This window comes from Pandoraea commovens (assembly GCF_024704525.1).
GTDB lineage: Bacteria > Pseudomonadota > Gammaproteobacteria > Burkholderiales > Burkholderiaceae > Pandoraea > Pandoraea commovens.
This window is the reverse complement of the sequence record NZ_CP102780.1, coordinates 3,099,685-3,113,400: the sequence shown is the minus strand read 5'-3', so window position 1 is coordinate 3,113,400 and position 13,716 is coordinate 3,099,685. Positions and strand designations below refer to the sequence as shown.

15 protein-coding genes are annotated in these 13,716 nt (G+C 62.3%); 9 read left to right on the top strand and 6 right to left on the bottom strand.

Annotated elements, in window-relative coordinates; all coding sequences use genetic code 11:
- Window positions 1-9: 9 nt before the first annotated feature.
- The 4 genes from NTU39_RS14290 to NTU39_RS14275 all read right to left on the bottom strand — a co-directional run bounded on the left by NTU39_RS14290 (window position 10) and on the right by NTU39_RS14275 (window position 3,950).
- Window positions 10-408 carry a hypothetical protein gene (locus NTU39_RS14290; protein ID WP_257957900.1) on the bottom strand — a complete coding sequence of 133 codons (399 nt, stop codon included), beginning with the start codon at window positions 406-408 and terminating at the stop codon, window positions 10-12.
- 271 nt (window positions 409-679) lie between these two features.
- On the bottom strand, window positions 680-1,675 hold the full coding sequence (locus NTU39_RS14285) for an aliphatic sulfonate ABC transporter substrate-binding protein (RefSeq protein WP_257957899.1): 996 nt from the start codon (window positions 1,673-1,675) through the stop codon (window positions 680-682).
- A 103-nt stretch (window positions 1,676-1,778) separates the two neighbouring features.
- Complete coding sequence (locus NTU39_RS14280) at window positions 1,779-3,320, bottom strand: glycosyltransferase family 39 protein (RefSeq protein WP_257957898.1); 1,542 nt, start codon at window positions 3,318-3,320, stop codon at window positions 1,779-1,781.
- Window positions 3,321-3,545: 225 nt separating this feature from the next.
- Complete coding sequence (locus tag NTU39_RS14275; RefSeq protein WP_150662721.1) at window positions 3,546-3,950, bottom strand: hypothetical protein; 405 nt, start codon at window positions 3,948-3,950, stop codon at window positions 3,546-3,548.
- Window positions 3,951-4,165: 215 nt separating this feature from the next.
- On the opposite strand from NTU39_RS14275, the gene NTU39_RS14270 reads away from it, so the two are divergent.
- From NTU39_RS14270 to NTU39_RS14260, 3 genes are all read left to right on the top strand, one after another.
- Window positions 4,166-5,116: an extracellular solute-binding protein gene (locus NTU39_RS14270; RefSeq protein WP_257957897.1), complete on the top strand. Its 951-nt coding sequence runs from the start codon at window positions 4,166-4,168 to the stop codon at window positions 5,114-5,116.
- Between the two features lie 25 nt (window positions 5,117-5,141).
- Window positions 5,142-5,978 carry a molybdate ABC transporter permease subunit gene (locus NTU39_RS14265; protein WP_246184390.1) on the top strand — a complete coding sequence of 279 codons (837 nt, stop codon included), beginning with the start codon at window positions 5,142-5,144 and terminating at the stop codon, window positions 5,976-5,978.
- A 131-nt stretch (window positions 5,979-6,109) separates the two neighbouring features.
- The gene (locus tag NTU39_RS14260; RefSeq protein ID WP_150662720.1) at window positions 6,110-7,015 is read left to right on the top strand and encodes an alpha/beta hydrolase; all 906 of its coding nucleotides are present in this window, start codon (window positions 6,110-6,112) and stop codon (window positions 7,013-7,015) included.
- A gap of 88 nt (window positions 7,016-7,103) precedes the next feature.
- Here NTU39_RS14260 and NTU39_RS14255 read toward each other — a convergent pair whose 3' ends face one another.
- Window positions 7,104-8,405 (bottom strand): aspartate aminotransferase family protein, encoded by a 1,302-nt coding sequence (locus NTU39_RS14255; protein ID WP_257957896.1) that lies wholly within the window; start codon window positions 8,403-8,405, stop codon window positions 7,104-7,106.
- 102 nt (window positions 8,406-8,507) lie between these two features.
- On the opposite strand from NTU39_RS14255, the gene NTU39_RS14250 reads away from it, so the two are divergent.
- The 3 genes from NTU39_RS14250 to NTU39_RS26915 all read left to right on the top strand — a co-directional run bounded on the left by NTU39_RS14250 (window position 8,508) and on the right by NTU39_RS26915 (window position 11,487).
- A complete protein-coding gene (locus NTU39_RS14250; RefSeq protein WP_257957895.1) occupies window positions 8,508-9,398 on the top strand; it encodes a LysR substrate-binding domain-containing protein in 891 nt (296 codons plus the stop codon).
- 214 nt (window positions 9,399-9,612) lie between these two features.
- Window positions 9,613-9,741, top strand: coding sequence for a hypothetical protein (locus NTU39_RS14245; protein WP_257125724.1), 129 nt, complete (start codon window positions 9,613-9,615; stop codon window positions 9,739-9,741).
- Window positions 9,742-9,948: 207 nt separating this feature from the next.
- Entirely contained in the window at window positions 9,949-11,487 is a 1,539-nt protein-coding gene (locus NTU39_RS26915) for a methyl-accepting chemotaxis protein (protein ID WP_174984213.1), read from the top strand.
- A 6-nt stretch (window positions 11,488-11,493) separates the two neighbouring features.
- On the opposite strand, the gene NTU39_RS14230 is transcribed toward NTU39_RS26915, so the two are convergent.
- Window positions 11,494-12,111, bottom strand: coding sequence for a nitroreductase family protein (locus NTU39_RS14230; RefSeq protein ID WP_150662716.1), 618 nt, complete (start codon window positions 12,109-12,111; stop codon window positions 11,494-11,496).
- Between the two features lie 266 nt (window positions 12,112-12,377).
- Here NTU39_RS14230 and NTU39_RS14225 point away from each other — a divergent pair, with 266 nt between their 5' ends.
- The 3 genes from NTU39_RS14225 (at window position 12,378) to NTU39_RS14215 (ending at window position 13,684) form a co-directional block, all read left to right on the top strand.
- Entirely contained in the window at window positions 12,378-12,545 is a 168-nt protein-coding gene (locus NTU39_RS14225; protein ID WP_174984112.1) for a hypothetical protein, read from the top strand.
- Between the two features lie 18 nt (window positions 12,546-12,563).
- Window positions 12,564-13,163 carry a hypothetical protein gene (locus NTU39_RS14220; protein WP_257957894.1) on the top strand — a complete coding sequence of 200 codons (600 nt, stop codon included), beginning with the start codon at window positions 12,564-12,566 and terminating at the stop codon, window positions 13,161-13,163.
- Between the two features lie 128 nt (window positions 13,164-13,291).
- Entirely contained in the window at window positions 13,292-13,684 is a 393-nt protein-coding gene (locus NTU39_RS14215) for a carboxymuconolactone decarboxylase family protein (RefSeq protein ID WP_150662714.1), read from the top strand.
- The last annotated feature ends 32 nt before the right edge of the window (window positions 13,685-13,716 follow it).

The following is a 13,716-nucleotide window of genomic DNA, read 5'->3' as shown; positions in this document are numbered from 1 at the left end:
TGTTCTGATTTAGACGAACGACACGGAGGGGCGTGGAGGGTCGCGATTACGTGTCGGCCCCCGCAAGACGGAGCGCACCTGCACCGGTACAACCGGTGGGTAGTGCCACTCGCGCAGCGGCGGGAGCGCAGCGAAGACGGGCAGTGCGGGGAGTGCAACGTCGACCGCGATGAACGCCAGACATTGCTCGCAGACGGCGTCTTCGTCGTCCGAGCGCTGGCCATTACCGCCATTGCCTCCGTTGCGACCGACATCGCCGTGTTGGCGTTGCGCGTTTGTCGATTCCACGGCGGCCGCCGACGCAGCCGCCAGCGCGGACGCAGTGTGAAACACCACGTGCCGTGCAAGGGCCATCTGCGAGACGAGCACGCAGACGATCAGCCAGAAAGGAAGCCAGCGGCGATGCATGAGCCGACGAGAATCGGAACGAGAAATGGGGATAGGGGACGTCGAAAACCCGACGACAAATCGTGACGAAATTAAATGCAACTCAATTGCAATGCAACTGAGTTGCGAATTCTGTCACATTCGCGGGGGCTTTGCCAAGTCGGAAAGCCAGACGGGAGCGAGCGGGGAAGATCGGGAAAGCGCGGAAGATGGAGTGCACCGCGAGGCGGGGCGACGCACCACAGATGGCGGCCACACGGCGGTGGCGTCCGTTCAGGTGGCGCGCAAGAGCTTAGGCAATCGGCTGACGCAGCGTGGCGTCGGCGACACGAATTTGTCGCGGAATCAGTTTGAGTTGCAGGAACGTGTCGGCAATCCGTTGTTGCGCCGCCAGCACGGACGGCGACACCGGCTTGTAGACATGGGCGTAATGACGCAGTCCCTTCTCGATGATTCTGGCGTCAAGCCCCTGAATGGGGGCCAGTTGCGCGGCGGCTGCGGCATAGTCGCCACGAATCTGCTGACCCGTCTGGCCGAGGGCGTCAAGCGTCGCCTTGATGACGTCGGCACGTTTTTCCGCGAAGGCCCGTTGACTGAGGAAGAACTGATGATGGTCGGCCGCGCCTTCGGCATTGGCGAGCAGACGCACCGGACTCTGGTCGAGCACAGCGGTGAGGAACGGGTCCCAGATGGCCCACGCGTCGACTGAGCCGCGCTCAAGTGCTGCGCGCGCGTCGGCGGGCGCAAGAAACACAGGGCTGACGTCGCCATAATCGAGGCCGTGCTTGCGCAGCAACGCAACGAGGAACCAGTGGACATCCGATCCTTTGTTGAACGCCACGCGCTTGCCGCGAAGATCGGCCACTGTCTTGACGGGCGAATTGTTGGGCACGACGACACCTTCGGCGAGGGGCGTAGGCACCTCGTAAGCGCTGTAGACGAAGTCGGCCCCGGCCGCTTGCGCGAAGACAGGCGGCGCTTCGCCGACGTATCCGAAGTCGATTGCGCCGACGTTCAGCGCTTCGAGCAACTGCGGCCCGGCCGCAAGCTCGGCCCACGTGACCTCCACGCCCAGCGGCTTGAGTCGCGCCTCCAGCGAGCCATTCGCTTTGGCCAGCACGAGGGTGCTCGCTGCCTTCTGATAGCCGATGCGGAACTTGCCCGGCTCGTAGGCGGCGCGCGCCGGAAACGACGGCAGCGCGGCCGCAGCCGCCCCTGCACTAAGGACCGTAAGGAACTGACGGCGTGAGATAGCTGGGATGGCCGAGATTGTGTTTCGCGGTTTCATGAGCGTTGCCCCGTGCAATGGCGTTGTAATGGATGTCAGTCGATGCACAAGAATTATCCGGACCGGGTCCACGCGGGCAACGAAGCGATTCTGCTTTAGATATTCACGGCTGCGGTGCAATGTAAGCGACGCAAAGCGGCATTGCCGAGCCGGGCTTGTTGCCGCCGTGGTACGAGAACGGCAGCGTTTCGCGGGCGTCGATGGTCAGCGACGGCCACAGGGCGAGCGTGTGCGCGAAACTGGCGCGTCGACACGACCGGCCGGGGTGGCCGAGCAGGATCGCCCCGCGCGCGCGGACCTCCACCTCGTCGATGTCCTTTGTGTAGATGTTGGGGCGCTTTTTCTCCGACCAGCGGGTGAGCAGGCGCGGGTGGCCCGGTGCGTAGAACGTCAGCCAAGTGGCGAGATGGTCGTTGCCGACGTAAGCCAGCGGCGCGTGATAGCGCGCCCACCAGCGCTGTTCGAGGGCGATGCTCGCGGCCTTGATGCCGGCGAACTTCTCTCCGGCGTTACGCAGGTTCAGGCCCAGCACCGTCGCATAGCCGATCCACACCGTCAGCCCGACGACCGGTAACCAGCGAGAAATTCGCGGAGCGCGCTTTGCCGTGACGGGTACGACGCACGCGACGAGTAGCGCGGGCAGCGGTACGGCGAACGGTTGCAGCCATTCGGAGATGCGTCCGCCTTCGTGCAGAGTGAAATACACGAGGATGGGCAGTAGCGGCGCAAGTACTGCGACCGCGACGAGCCAGACCGGCGCGGCCGGACGCGTGAAGCGCAGACCGGCCAGATGCATGACGAAAGCGAGCGTCGCCACAGGATAGAACGCCGTGAGTGCGCCGCGCAGGCCGCGCCAGTTCAGCCGTTGATGAATCTGGTCGTCGACCCAGCGCAACGCTGCGAAATCGTGCTGTACAAGCCAAAGCATGTTCGGCGCAATCAGTGCGAAAAGAACGAGCAGCCCGAGCAGGAAGGCCGGATGGCGGTAATGGCGGCGTGTCTCAGTTGTCCACAGCGTCATAACAAACATCGCGCCCAGCAGTGCGAACGTCGAATACTTGGTCATGGCGGCCAGACCGGCGACGACGCCGAACGCCAACCAGAACCTTGGCGAGTCGAACATCGCGCGCACGAAAAGCCAGAGCATCCACGGCCAGAGCATGACCAGCAGATAGTTGTCGTTGTACGGGAGGATGTCGATGTTGATCGCGCCCGTCAGGTGCAGGCTCAGCATGGCGAGCCAGGCGAGACGCCGGTCCCCCGACAACCGTTTGGCCAGATGCCAGACACCGAGCATCCCGACGGCAACCACAGCGAAGTGCGACGCGTACCAATAGAACGCAAGCGCTTCGCCGTTCAGCCCTAACCCTAAAGCTGGCCACATCGAGAACCCGACCAGCCAGGGGTTCTTCGGTGTTCCCCATTCCGCATTGCGCGCCCAGTTCAGGGCCTCGACGGCGTCGAAAGGCACCGTGGGATCGAGGGCTGCGCTCGTGAGCGTCCAGACGATGGCGTACACCGTCACATAGAGCGAAGGCGAAAACTGGACGGCGACGGCCGCGCGGCTGACGAGTGCTCGCAACGAGAGTGTGCGACGCACCGGCGCATCGGTCGGCGAAGTGGAGGTGGCGGCGTGATTTTGCATGCGCGCTTCGACCGGGCGTACGCGCGCATGTTCTTCACGTTATTTTGCAATCCGAATCAAAGAAAGTGGTGATGAATTGCAATGTATGTTGTTGTTTTTGTTGGGATTGTTGGCGCCTGAGCGGCGTGCCGCAAGCCGTTTCCGGTCAAGCTTGTTCACAAACGCCAACAAAACAAAACGAATGAAAAAGGACGACAACAAACTTCCGGTCGACGACGTCGCCCGTCAGCCGTTTTCGAGCGGTGCGTCGACGATCAGTGCCACGTTCACCTGACGAATGCGTTGATCGACAAAATAGCCGCCGCCTTCCTGATAGCGCAGATACAGACGACCGCATTCGCGGCACCGGCAGACGTTCGCGCGGTTGTAGGGAAAGTAGCGCGGCGCGATGGGCGCGTTCGTTGCCCAGTAGGACGTGCCGTCGGGGTGATATTCGCTGAACGTCGGTTCCGGCTCATCTGGCGCGAACAACGTGCCGACGACTTCGAGCTGCGCATCGGGCAACGAGTTGGGCAGACTCGCCCAGCCGTCGAGCGGCGTTCGGGTGCATTGGCAATCGGCGCAAAGGGAGGTGGACGATTCGGCGAGGGCGGCGAAGGCTGTGTGATCGAGGTAAGGAAGATCGCTCATGGGGGCTTTGGGAGTGGCGTCTGGCCGTCATCGTGCCCGAACATGCGTTAGCGGGGCGGCACGGTGCGACGGTGTTCGCCATGGTAGCGCGCTCCGGAAAATGAAACACGGCTCATCGCCGCAAACCATTGAATTTCGCAGGGATGTCATGAAGCCGCGCATGGACTGATATATGATATTCGCTATATATCTAACTATATAACGGAGTTCAGGCTGTGAAGAAGACGGGGTTTTCGCGCGCTGTCGCGACGATGACGCTGGCGATGTGTGTCGGCGCGACGATGGTGATGGCAACGCAGGTGCGTGCCGACGACACGTTCCGTGTCGCGTATGCCGGTTCGATGGGCGTGGTGATGGACAAGGGGCTGGGTCCGGCCTTCGCGCAACGCGAGCATGTGACCTATCAGGGGCAAGGCGAAGGCGCGTACGGTCTGGCCCGTCTGCTGGCTTCGGGGCGTTCGACGGTCGACGTGTTCGTCTCGATCACCCCCGGGCCGATGGCGATTCTGAAGGACGCGGGACTGATCGACGAAGCCGTGCCGGTCGCCAGCACCCGGATGGTCATCGCCTACAACCCGAAGGGGCGCTTCGGCGAAGCTTTCCGTCTCGCGGGCGCCGACGCGGCGCATCCGGCGTGGTGGAAGGTACTGCAAACGCCGGGCCTGCGTTTCGGTCGCACCGATCCGGCAACGGACCCGCAGGGACAGGACATCGTCTTCACCCTGATGCTCGCGCAGAAATACTACGAACAGGCGGGTCTCGCACAATCGGTGCTGGGCGACGTTCGTAATCCGCAGCAGGTATTCGGCGAAGGCGGATTGCTCACGCGTCTCGAAGCAGGGCAGGTCGACGCGGCGTCTGGCTACGAGAGTGCGACGCGCTCGGCCAAACTGCCTTACGTGGCACTACCCGACGAGATCAACCTGAGCAATCCCGTCTTCTCGAAGTCGTGGTACGACACGGTGTCGTTCACCTTGCCGAGCGCCGACGGCAAGGAAAAGACGGTGCGTCCCCAGGCGCTGGTGTTCTACGCGGCGAAGCTCAAGAACGCCGCGCATCCGAAGGCTGCCGATGATTTCCTCGCTTTCATGACGTCGTCGCAGGGGCAGAAGCTGTTTGACGACAACGGTTACGGCAAACCCAAGGGCGACGCCCTGTACCACTGACCTTCACCGATTGGCGGAACGTTTCGTGCAGAAGTGGAGGGATGACCTGCCTGTTGACGCGGAAGTCGGCAGCCGGGTCGGATCGGGGCTGGGTCGGCTGGGCGAGGTCGTGACGTGGGTGTTGCTGGCGGTGCCCTTCGTCGCTCTGGCAGTAGAAACGCCGTGGCGGCACTTTCGTCTGGCCTACGGCGACTGGGATGCCGTTGCCGTCTCGCTCGGACTGTCGTGCCTGTCGATGACGATCATCGTCGTCCTCGGCACGCGCGTCGCGCATTGGCTGGCTTCGACCCGCTCGCGCCTCGCACGTCTCGCGCAAGGGCTCGTGCTGGTTGCCCTCATGACGCCGCCACTGGCGATGGGCATCTTGCTGGCGACGGCCTATGGGCCGGTCGGCACGTTCGGAGCGCTGCTGGCGCGTGGCGGTATTCTGCTCGGCAACAATGCGCCTGCGTTCGTTCTCTCTCAGGTCTACGGTGGGCTGCCGTACTTCATCCTCGCGGCGCGCGCCGCGTTCGAAGCTGTGCCGCCGGTCTTGCCGGTGGCCGCGCGCAGTCTCGGCGCAACGCCGTGGCAAGTCTTCCGTCGTGTGACCTTGCCGCTCGCGCGCGGCGGACTTGCGGCGGGACTCGTCGTTGCGTGGGTGCGCGTGATCGGTGAGTTCGGCATCGTCATGATCTTCGCCTACTTCCCGCAGGGCATCCCCGTGAAGCTCTACGTCAACCTGCAAAACGACGGGCTGGGTGCGGTCTATGCGCTGCTCTGGCTGTTGCTCGTCGTGGCGCTGCCGTTGCCAATTCTCGTGCTGATGATGACGCGCCGTCGGCACCTTGCGGATCACACAAGCGACGACCCGGTGTTCTGACCCCTGATATTCGCTGCCCCGAAATTCACTTCAGATGTTAATCTTTCGCGCGTCCGTCCTCGAAGGCGGATGTTATGCATAACTAGCGATTCACTAGACATCGATTGACATCAGGAGGGTATGTGTTCGAAATGTTCCGTCAACAAGGTGGGCGTCTGACCCGGCAGTTGCCGAAGGTGGCAATGGGTTTGATGGCCGCGGCAGCATTGCTCGGTGCACCAGCGCACGCGAGCGAGGTGTTGTCGAGCGAGGTCTACAGCAAGAATCTTTCGCGCCCGCTGACCTACAACGTCTACCTTCCGACAGGCTATGAAGCCAACGGCAAGACGACGTACCCTGTGCTGTATCTGCTGCACGGCAACGACGGCGTGAAGAACGACTGGGCGGTCAAAGGCCACATGCAGTCGACCATGGACAAGCTGATCGGCCGCGGCGACATTCCGCCTGCCATCGTGATCATGCCGGACGCCAATACCAACTGGTACGTGGATCTGAAGGAGCGCATGGAAACGGCGTTCTTCAGCGAGCTGATCCCGCACGTCGAGAAGACGTATCGCGCGATCAAGACGCGCGACGGGCGCCTGATCGGTGGCCTGTCGATGGGCGGATACGGTGCAATGCGCTACGCGCTCAAGTACCCGGAGAAGTTCAAGGCGGCTGCGCTCTTGAGTCCGGCTATCTACAATCCGGAGCCGCCGAAGGACTCGTCGGCCCGCTTCGTGAAGGTGTTCGCCGAGCCGAACACGAACGGCGAGTACAGCGCACGCGTCTGGCAGCAGAACAACTATCCGGCGTACTTTGACGAGTTCCTGAAGAAGGGCATCAAGGTGCCGATGTACATCAACTCGGGCGACGACGACGATTTCAACATCGAGATGGAAGCCACGCGCTTCTATGAGTTGCTGCGTGCGAACAAGCAACCGGCGGAATTGCGCATCGTAGACGGCAAACATGAGTGGCCGGTTTGGGCGAGCACGCTGCCCGACGCGCTGAAGTACATCTTCCGCGATGTTCAGCGTCCGCAGCGCAACGACTGACGTCCGATCCAGCTGTTGACGTGATTCAACATCGGCCCCTCGAATCCATGCGATCGAGGGGCCGGTCGTTTTGACGCGATGGTGTTGACTACAGCGAACGCTCGATCGCCTGCCCGAGCAACGACAGGCCCAGATCGACTTCCTCCTCGCTGACCGTCAGTGGCGGGGCAATACGAAACACGCCGCCCATGCCGGGCAACTGCACGATGTTCATGCTCAGGCCAAGGTTCATGCATTCGCGCGTGATCTTCGCGCCGAGGCCGTCTGCGGGCGCTTTGGTGCCTCGGTCTTTCACGATCTCCATACCGAGCAGCAAGCCGCGTCCGCGAACGTCGCCCACGCACTCGAAGCGCTCCATCAATCCCAGCAAGCCGTTGCGCAGCCGCTCGCCCATCACGTTGGCGCGGGCGACGAGTCCATCGCGCGCCACCACGTCGAGCACGCGCAGGCCGACAGCCGCCGGTAGCGGGTCGGAAACGTGGGTCGTGTAGAACAGATAGCCGCGCTCGTGGGCGCGCTCCTCGATTTCCGCCGACGTCACGATGGCTGCGAGCGGCAGGCCAGCACCGAGCGTCTTCGAGAGGGTCAGAATGTCAGGCGTTACGCCGTCGCGTTCGAACGCGAACATGGTGCCGGTGCGTCCGATGCCGGTCTGGGCTTCGTCGAGAATCAGCAGCATGCCGCGCTCCTCGCACTTGCGCTTGAGGGCGGCGAGATAGCCGGGCGGCAGTTCAATGATGCCGCCGGAACTCAGGATCGGTTCGGCGATGAACGCAGCCAGATTGCCGCTCGATTGACGATCGATCAGGTCGAACGCGTAGTCCAGCTCGGCAAGATAGTCGTATTGTCCGGCCGGACCGAAGCGCGGGCGGTACGTGAAAGGCGCGGGAATGGCAAACGAGCCCACGGCCGCCGGGCCGACGCCTTTGCGTCCTGCGCTGTAGGTCGCGGAGGCCGCTGCGCCCGTCATCCCATGCCACGACTGTGCGAATCCCACGACTTCGTACTTGCCGGTGACAAGCTTGGCCATGCGGATGGCCGCCTCGTTCGACTCCGCGCCCGTGCTCAGCAGCATCACGCGGTCCAGTCCCGCGGGCGTGATTTCGGCCAGCCGGGTGGCCAGATCCACGACCGGGCGCGACAACATGCCGCTGAACAGATGATCGAGCTTGCCGATAGATTCCGTCACAACCGAGACGATGTCCGGGTGGCTGTGGCCGAGCACCGCGCTCATCTGTCCGGAGGTGAAGTCGAGGATGGCACGCCCGTCGGCGTCGTAGACGAAGCTGCCCTGGGCGCGCTCGACGATCATCGGCTCGAAGGTGCCGCCGTAGCGGATCAGATGCTCGCGGGCATTGCGCCAGAAGTCGGCGTCTTGGTTCTTTGACACGGCAAATCTCCGGAGAACGGCATTGGACGAAAAGCAACGGGAGGCACAACACTCGCTTGCAGTCTAAGCAGCGCTCTGCTTTCATAAAAGCGAATAATGCTAATGAGAGATAGTAGTGAGGCTAATATCGTGAGCGCGACTCTGGAAATCGATTTGCTGCGCTCGTTCACGGCCATTGCACAAGCCGGTTCGCTCAGTCGCGCCGCGCAACGCATCGCCCGAACGCAGTCGGCGCTGAGTCAGCAGATGAAGCGTCTGGAGGAGATCGTCGACCAGCCGTTGTTTCAGCGCACGGGCCGTGGGGTGGTGCTGACCGGCTCCGGCGAGCGTCTGCTCGGTCACGCGCAGCGCATTCTTCGCGCGCACGACGAGGCGATGGCCGACATGTCGGGGCGCGGACTGACCGGGACGATCCGGTTCGGCTGTCCGGATGACTATGCTGCGGCGTTCCTGCCCCATTTGTTGCGTGAGTTCGCAGTGGCGCATCCCCACGCGCAAGTCGAGGTCATTTGCGAGCCGACACCGAGATTGCTGGAGCAGTTATCGCGTCATGCGCTCGATCTGGCCCTGATTTCTTTACCTGACGGCGTGGACGCGCCCAATGTGATCCGGCGTGAAGCCCTGGTCTGGATCGGGAGTCCGGGGCTCGACGGGGTACTGTCGAATCCGGACGAACCCTTGCCGCTGGCGCTCTCCGATCCCGACACGCTGGACCACATCGCCGCCTGCGATGCGCTGTCGAAGGCCGGAAGGGCGTACCGGATTGCCTACGCGAGCAGCAATCTGGCCGGACTGACGGCGCTCGCGCGCTCGGGACAGGCGTTCGCGGTGATGACGCAGACGGCGGTGCCACCGGACTTACGCATTGTTACAGCTGATACCTTGCCGACGTTGCCGTCCGTGGGGATTGCGGTAAAGTTCGATCGCGCACGTCCCAGTCACCTGAGCGTGGCGTTCGCCGATCACATTCGGCAGACGCTGGCAGTGATGTGAGGCGGACGTGCATCGACAGGGCGTCGGTGTGCGTTCCCGTGGCGACGAATTTCAAGCACAATTGCGCGTTGCGCAGGCGAGCGGGCCAAGTCCCGGGCAGGCGCGGCAGTCAGTCAAAAGAATCCGGGTTCTGTGCATTGGGGGCATCGATCGCCAGAGATCCGGGGTAATGCAGTCTTCGCAAGTTTTTGCGATTTTTTGTATCGAGGTCGATATGTTGGCGCGTTTCGTGGCGTTTTCTCTGGTAATCGGTTCGCTGTTTGCACTGGCGGGTTGCAATACGGTCGACGGCGTCGGTCAGGACATTTCGGGCGCTGCTCGCACCGTCAAGCGCGCGCTGTAAGCGTTCGCGTCGCGTTAGCGTTTTTATGCCTCGCTTTGGTGCCAATTCGCCGAAAAGAGGCCGCGCTTTACACGCTATCTCAAGTTTTCCGCTTTCTCGCCGTTGGAGCCGCTAACGCTGTCATGAAGGTACGGGTATCGTGCCGGGTGGCAGACGGTGGCGGCCGCTCTCGGTGGCCACGAAATGGAAAGAAAGGCGGAAGCGCAAATGTTGAAAAATTGGACGATTCGTTGGCGGTTGCGGATGGCCGTGGCCGGTCTGGCGGCCCTTGTGCTGATCATCGGTGGGCTGGCGCTCATTGGATTGCACGATACCGTGGGGAGCTTGCGCGAGGTCTACGACAAAGAACTGGCGAGCACCCGTTTGCTGGGCGAATCGGAAATTCATATCGGCCGCGCGCGTGCTGTCGTGCTGCGTGCACCGCAAGCGCCGTCCGAAGAGATCAAGGCGGCTGACGTCAAGAAGGGCACCGAGTACTGGGGCGAGTCCGAGAAGGCATGGCAGGCTTATCTTGCGTTGCCGTCGGACGCCGACGAACAACGTCTTGCGAAAGACGTGACTGGCACCCGGCAGGCGCTCAAGGACGCCTTCACGTTGGTCCAGAACAGCATTGCTGCGGGGCAGACCGACGTCTACTACGCGCAGGCGGCGGTGCTGGGCAAGCGCTACACGTCATACGTCAACGCTAACGAAGCGCTCAAGAAGCTCTACGACGAGCGGGCGAAGTCCAGCTTCGATTCGGCGGTGTCAACCTACGATCGCTTGTTTGTCGTGACCTTCGGCGCGATTGCGTTTGCGATTATCGCGGCCTTCCTGACGGCGCGCTCGCTGAACCGCGCGATCACGCGACCGCTCGACGATGTCCTTGAACACTTCCAGGAAATCGCCGACGGGAATCTGCAACGTGCCGTCCATGCAACGTCGACCGACGAGATGGGCCGGTTGCTGGGCGCGCTCGCCAATATGAAGACGCAGCTCAACGATACGGTCTCCCGCGTGCGCAAGAGCGGCGAAGCGATTGCGGCCAGCGCGCGTGAGATTGCCGCGGGCAATCTGGATCTGTCGGCGCGCACGGAGCAACAAGCGGCCTCGTTGGAGGAGACGGCGGCCAGCATGGAGCAACTGACAAGTACGGTGCGTCAGAACATGGAGCATGCGCGTCAGGCGAACCAACTCGCGCGGCAGGCAAGCGATCAGACGGGGGCGGGCGACACCGCAATGACCGAGGTCACCGACACCATGCGTGCCATCGATGCCGGGTCTGCGCGGATTCGGGACATCATTGCGCTGATCGACGGCATCGCTTTCCAGACCAACATCCTCGCCTTGAATGCGGCGGTCGAAGCGGCGCGTGCGGGCGAGCAGGGGCGTGGGTTTGCGGTCGTCGCCGGTGAAGTGCGGACGCTGGCACAGCGCTCGGCGAGTGCGGCGCGCGACATCAAAACGCTGATCGAGACGTCGGCCGAGCGCTCGGCGGCGGGCAGCCGTATCGTCGGTGAGGCGGGTGCGGCGATGAGCAGCATTGCGAACAGCGTGCAACGCGTGACGGACATCATGGCGGAGATTTCGGCGGCGTCGGAAGAGCAGACGGCGGGCATCGATCAGGTGGCACGTGCCGTGACGCAAATGGACGAGGTTACGCAGCAGAACGCGGCGCTGGTCGAGCAGGCGTCGGCGGCAGCGCAGTCGCTGGCCGAACAGGCCGAATCGCTGAAGTCCGCCGTCGCGGTGTTTCGTCTGGCGTAAGCCCCGTCAGATCGAGGAACGCCCCCACCATTCGCGCACGAAGTCGCCACGATCCGGGCGGGGCGTGACTTCCGGGTTCTCAGGCGACGTACCGACGAAGAGGAAGCCGAGCACTCGTTCGTTCGGTTCGAAATCGAGAATGCTATGGATGTCGGGGTCGTAGGCGTCGACGCCGGTGGCCCAGAAACCGCCATAACCCAGCATATGAATGGCGTTCAGCAGATTCATGCTGGCCGCGCCCACGCTGAGGAGTTGTTCGATTTCCGGTACTTTCGTCGCCGTCGAAATAGACGCCGCAATCACGATGATCATGGGGGCCGCAAAGGCTTTGCGACGGCGCTGCTCGTGCGCTTCGGCAGGCGCTTCGGGGTCGCGTCTGGCGGCGGCTTCGACGAGGGCTTGTCCGAGATCGTGACGAGCCTCGTCGCGCACGACCACGAAACGCCACGGACGCAGACGTCCGTGGTCAGGTGCACGCAACGCGGCGTCGAAGATCAGGTTCAGTTCGGTATCGCTCGGCGCTGGCGCCGCGAGCGGCCATTGGGACTGTCTCGAGAGCAGTGCTTCGAGGGCCAATTGGCGCGAAGCCACGTCCGGCGGTGAGAATTCAGGGGTCGTACCCATCGGGGGGGATTCTCCAGAAACGGAACCCCCATCATCCGCCATCTACGTATAAATTGCAAAATGATTCTCATTTGCAATATTGCGATCGACTTTTCGACGACACCGTTGTCGAGCGAACTCCGACGGGCGCAGAAAACGTGGTCCTACTATCGCGTGCTAGCATCGATTTCGCATTTGCAGCCCGGTATCAAAAGGAGGAACACCTTATGGCGAAGCGCTCGACAGCAAGTCAATCCAGGAAGAGTTCATATCCACTGTTCGGCGAAATGACTTCTCCGGCGAAGAACATCCGACTCTCCGACCCGGAAGCCAGGGAAGCCATGGCCGCCGCGAAGGCGGTGGTGACGGCCAGCAAGGAGAACGCGTTACGGTTCCTCCAAAGCGTCGGCATCGTTACGGCGTCGGGACGGTTGGCGAAGCGCTACGGTGGGTGAATGACGCGTCGGTGGGATATGTACAAGCGGCAACCCGGTTTCGTTCTTGGCTTTCACGGTTGCGACCAACGTGTTGGGGAGTCGGTGCTTGCCGGGGAGCGGCACCTGACGCCGAGCACAAACCCATATGACTGGCTCGGCTCAGGAATTTACTTCTGGGAAAGCAGCCCGGCTCGCGCACTTCAGTTCGCGGAAGCCGCCGCGAGCACGGCGAAAATGACAACGAAGGGCAATATAAAAACGCCGTTTGTGCTCGGTGCAATTATTGATCTGGGAAATTGCTTCAATTTGATCGATGCATCGGCGCTGAAGGAGTTACGAGAGGCGTACGACTTCGTTTCCAGTGCGTTGGCAGCGACCGAACTGCCCAAAAATGTCGGTGGCCCTGACAAGTTGATGCGGAATCTGGATCGTGCAGTACTCGAGACGATGCACCAACTGCGAGCCGGGTTTCACGAGGCTTCGCGGGCAACCCCGCCTTATGACACGGTACGTAGTCCCTTCGGGGAGGGCGGTGAACTCTATCCGGGTTCGGGCTTTTCGAGTAAGGCGCATATTCAAATTGCGGTACGCAATTCAGATTGCATCCGCGGTTACTTCCGACCCATTCAACGATGATTCAGCGCCTCGTCTTCGGACGAGGCGCAGTCGTTTGATGCGCTGAATCCGGTGACGGAGCGCCCTTTCGCGAAAGCTTGTAACCTACGCGTTCACTTCCTCGCACGCCTGTCCGGCGCACGTCATCCATGAGCCAGCAAAAACCTGTCGAATACGTTTGCGCGACGCCCGAAGTCAAAGCCGTCTTCGACGACATCAAAGCCACGCGGGGTGTCCCCGACGTCAACAACTTCTGGAAGTACATCGCACAGCATCCGCCGACCCTTGAGCGCACCTGGAGCAGTCTCAAGGGCATCATGGCGGACGGTGCGCTCGATCCGCTGGTCAAGGAGCTGATTTACGTCGCCGTCAGCGTCACGAACAATTGCGGATATTGCGTTGCGAGTCACACCGCAGGCGCGCGTCGTGCGGGGATGACCGACGAGATGTTCGGCGAGCTGCTGGCCGTCGTGGGCATGGCCAACGAAACCAACCGGCTCGCCGTCGGCTATCGGGTGCCGATCGATCCGGCCTTCGAGTAAGCGGCTCGGCTGCGACGTCGATATTCAGTCGA

Excerpts from the sequence above, each read along its gene's own strand:
- NTU39_RS14290 (WP_257957900.1), bottom strand. The coding sequence starts at position 408 with ATGCATCGCCGCTGGCTTCCTTTCTGGCTGATCGTCTGCGTGCTCGTC.
- NTU39_RS14285 (WP_257957899.1), bottom strand. The coding sequence starts at position 1,675 with ATGAAACCGCGAAACACAATCTCGGCCATCCCAGCTATCTCACGCCGT.
- NTU39_RS14280 (WP_257957898.1), bottom strand. The coding sequence starts at position 3,320 with ATGCAAAATCACGCCGCCACCTCCACTTCGCCGACCGATGCGCCGGTG.
- NTU39_RS14275 (WP_150662721.1), bottom strand. The coding sequence starts at position 3,950 with ATGAGCGATCTTCCTTACCTCGATCACACAGCCTTCGCCGCCCTCGCC.
- NTU39_RS14260 (WP_150662720.1), top strand. The coding sequence starts at position 6,110 with ATGTTCCGTCAACAAGGTGGGCGTCTGACCCGGCAGTTGCCGAAGGTG.
- NTU39_RS14250 (WP_257957895.1), top strand. The coding sequence starts at position 8,508 with ATGAGAGATAGTAGTGAGGCTAATATCGTGAGCGCGACTCTGGAAATC.
- NTU39_RS14245 (WP_257125724.1), top strand. The coding sequence starts at position 9,613 with ATGTTGGCGCGTTTCGTGGCGTTTTCTCTGGTAATCGGTTCGCTGTTT.
- NTU39_RS26915 (WP_174984213.1), top strand. The coding sequence starts at position 9,949 with ATGTTGAAAAATTGGACGATTCGTTGGCGGTTGCGGATGGCCGTGGCC.
- NTU39_RS14230 (WP_150662716.1), bottom strand. The coding sequence starts at position 12,111 with ATGGGTACGACCCCTGAATTCTCACCGCCGGACGTGGCTTCGCGCCAA.
- NTU39_RS14225 (WP_174984112.1), top strand. The coding sequence starts at position 12,378 with ATGACTTCTCCGGCGAAGAACATCCGACTCTCCGACCCGGAAGCCAGG.
- NTU39_RS14220 (WP_257957894.1), top strand. The coding sequence starts at position 12,564 with ATGTACAAGCGGCAACCCGGTTTCGTTCTTGGCTTTCACGGTTGCGAC.
- NTU39_RS14215 (WP_150662714.1), top strand. The coding sequence starts at position 13,292 with ATGAGCCAGCAAAAACCTGTCGAATACGTTTGCGCGACGCCCGAAGTC.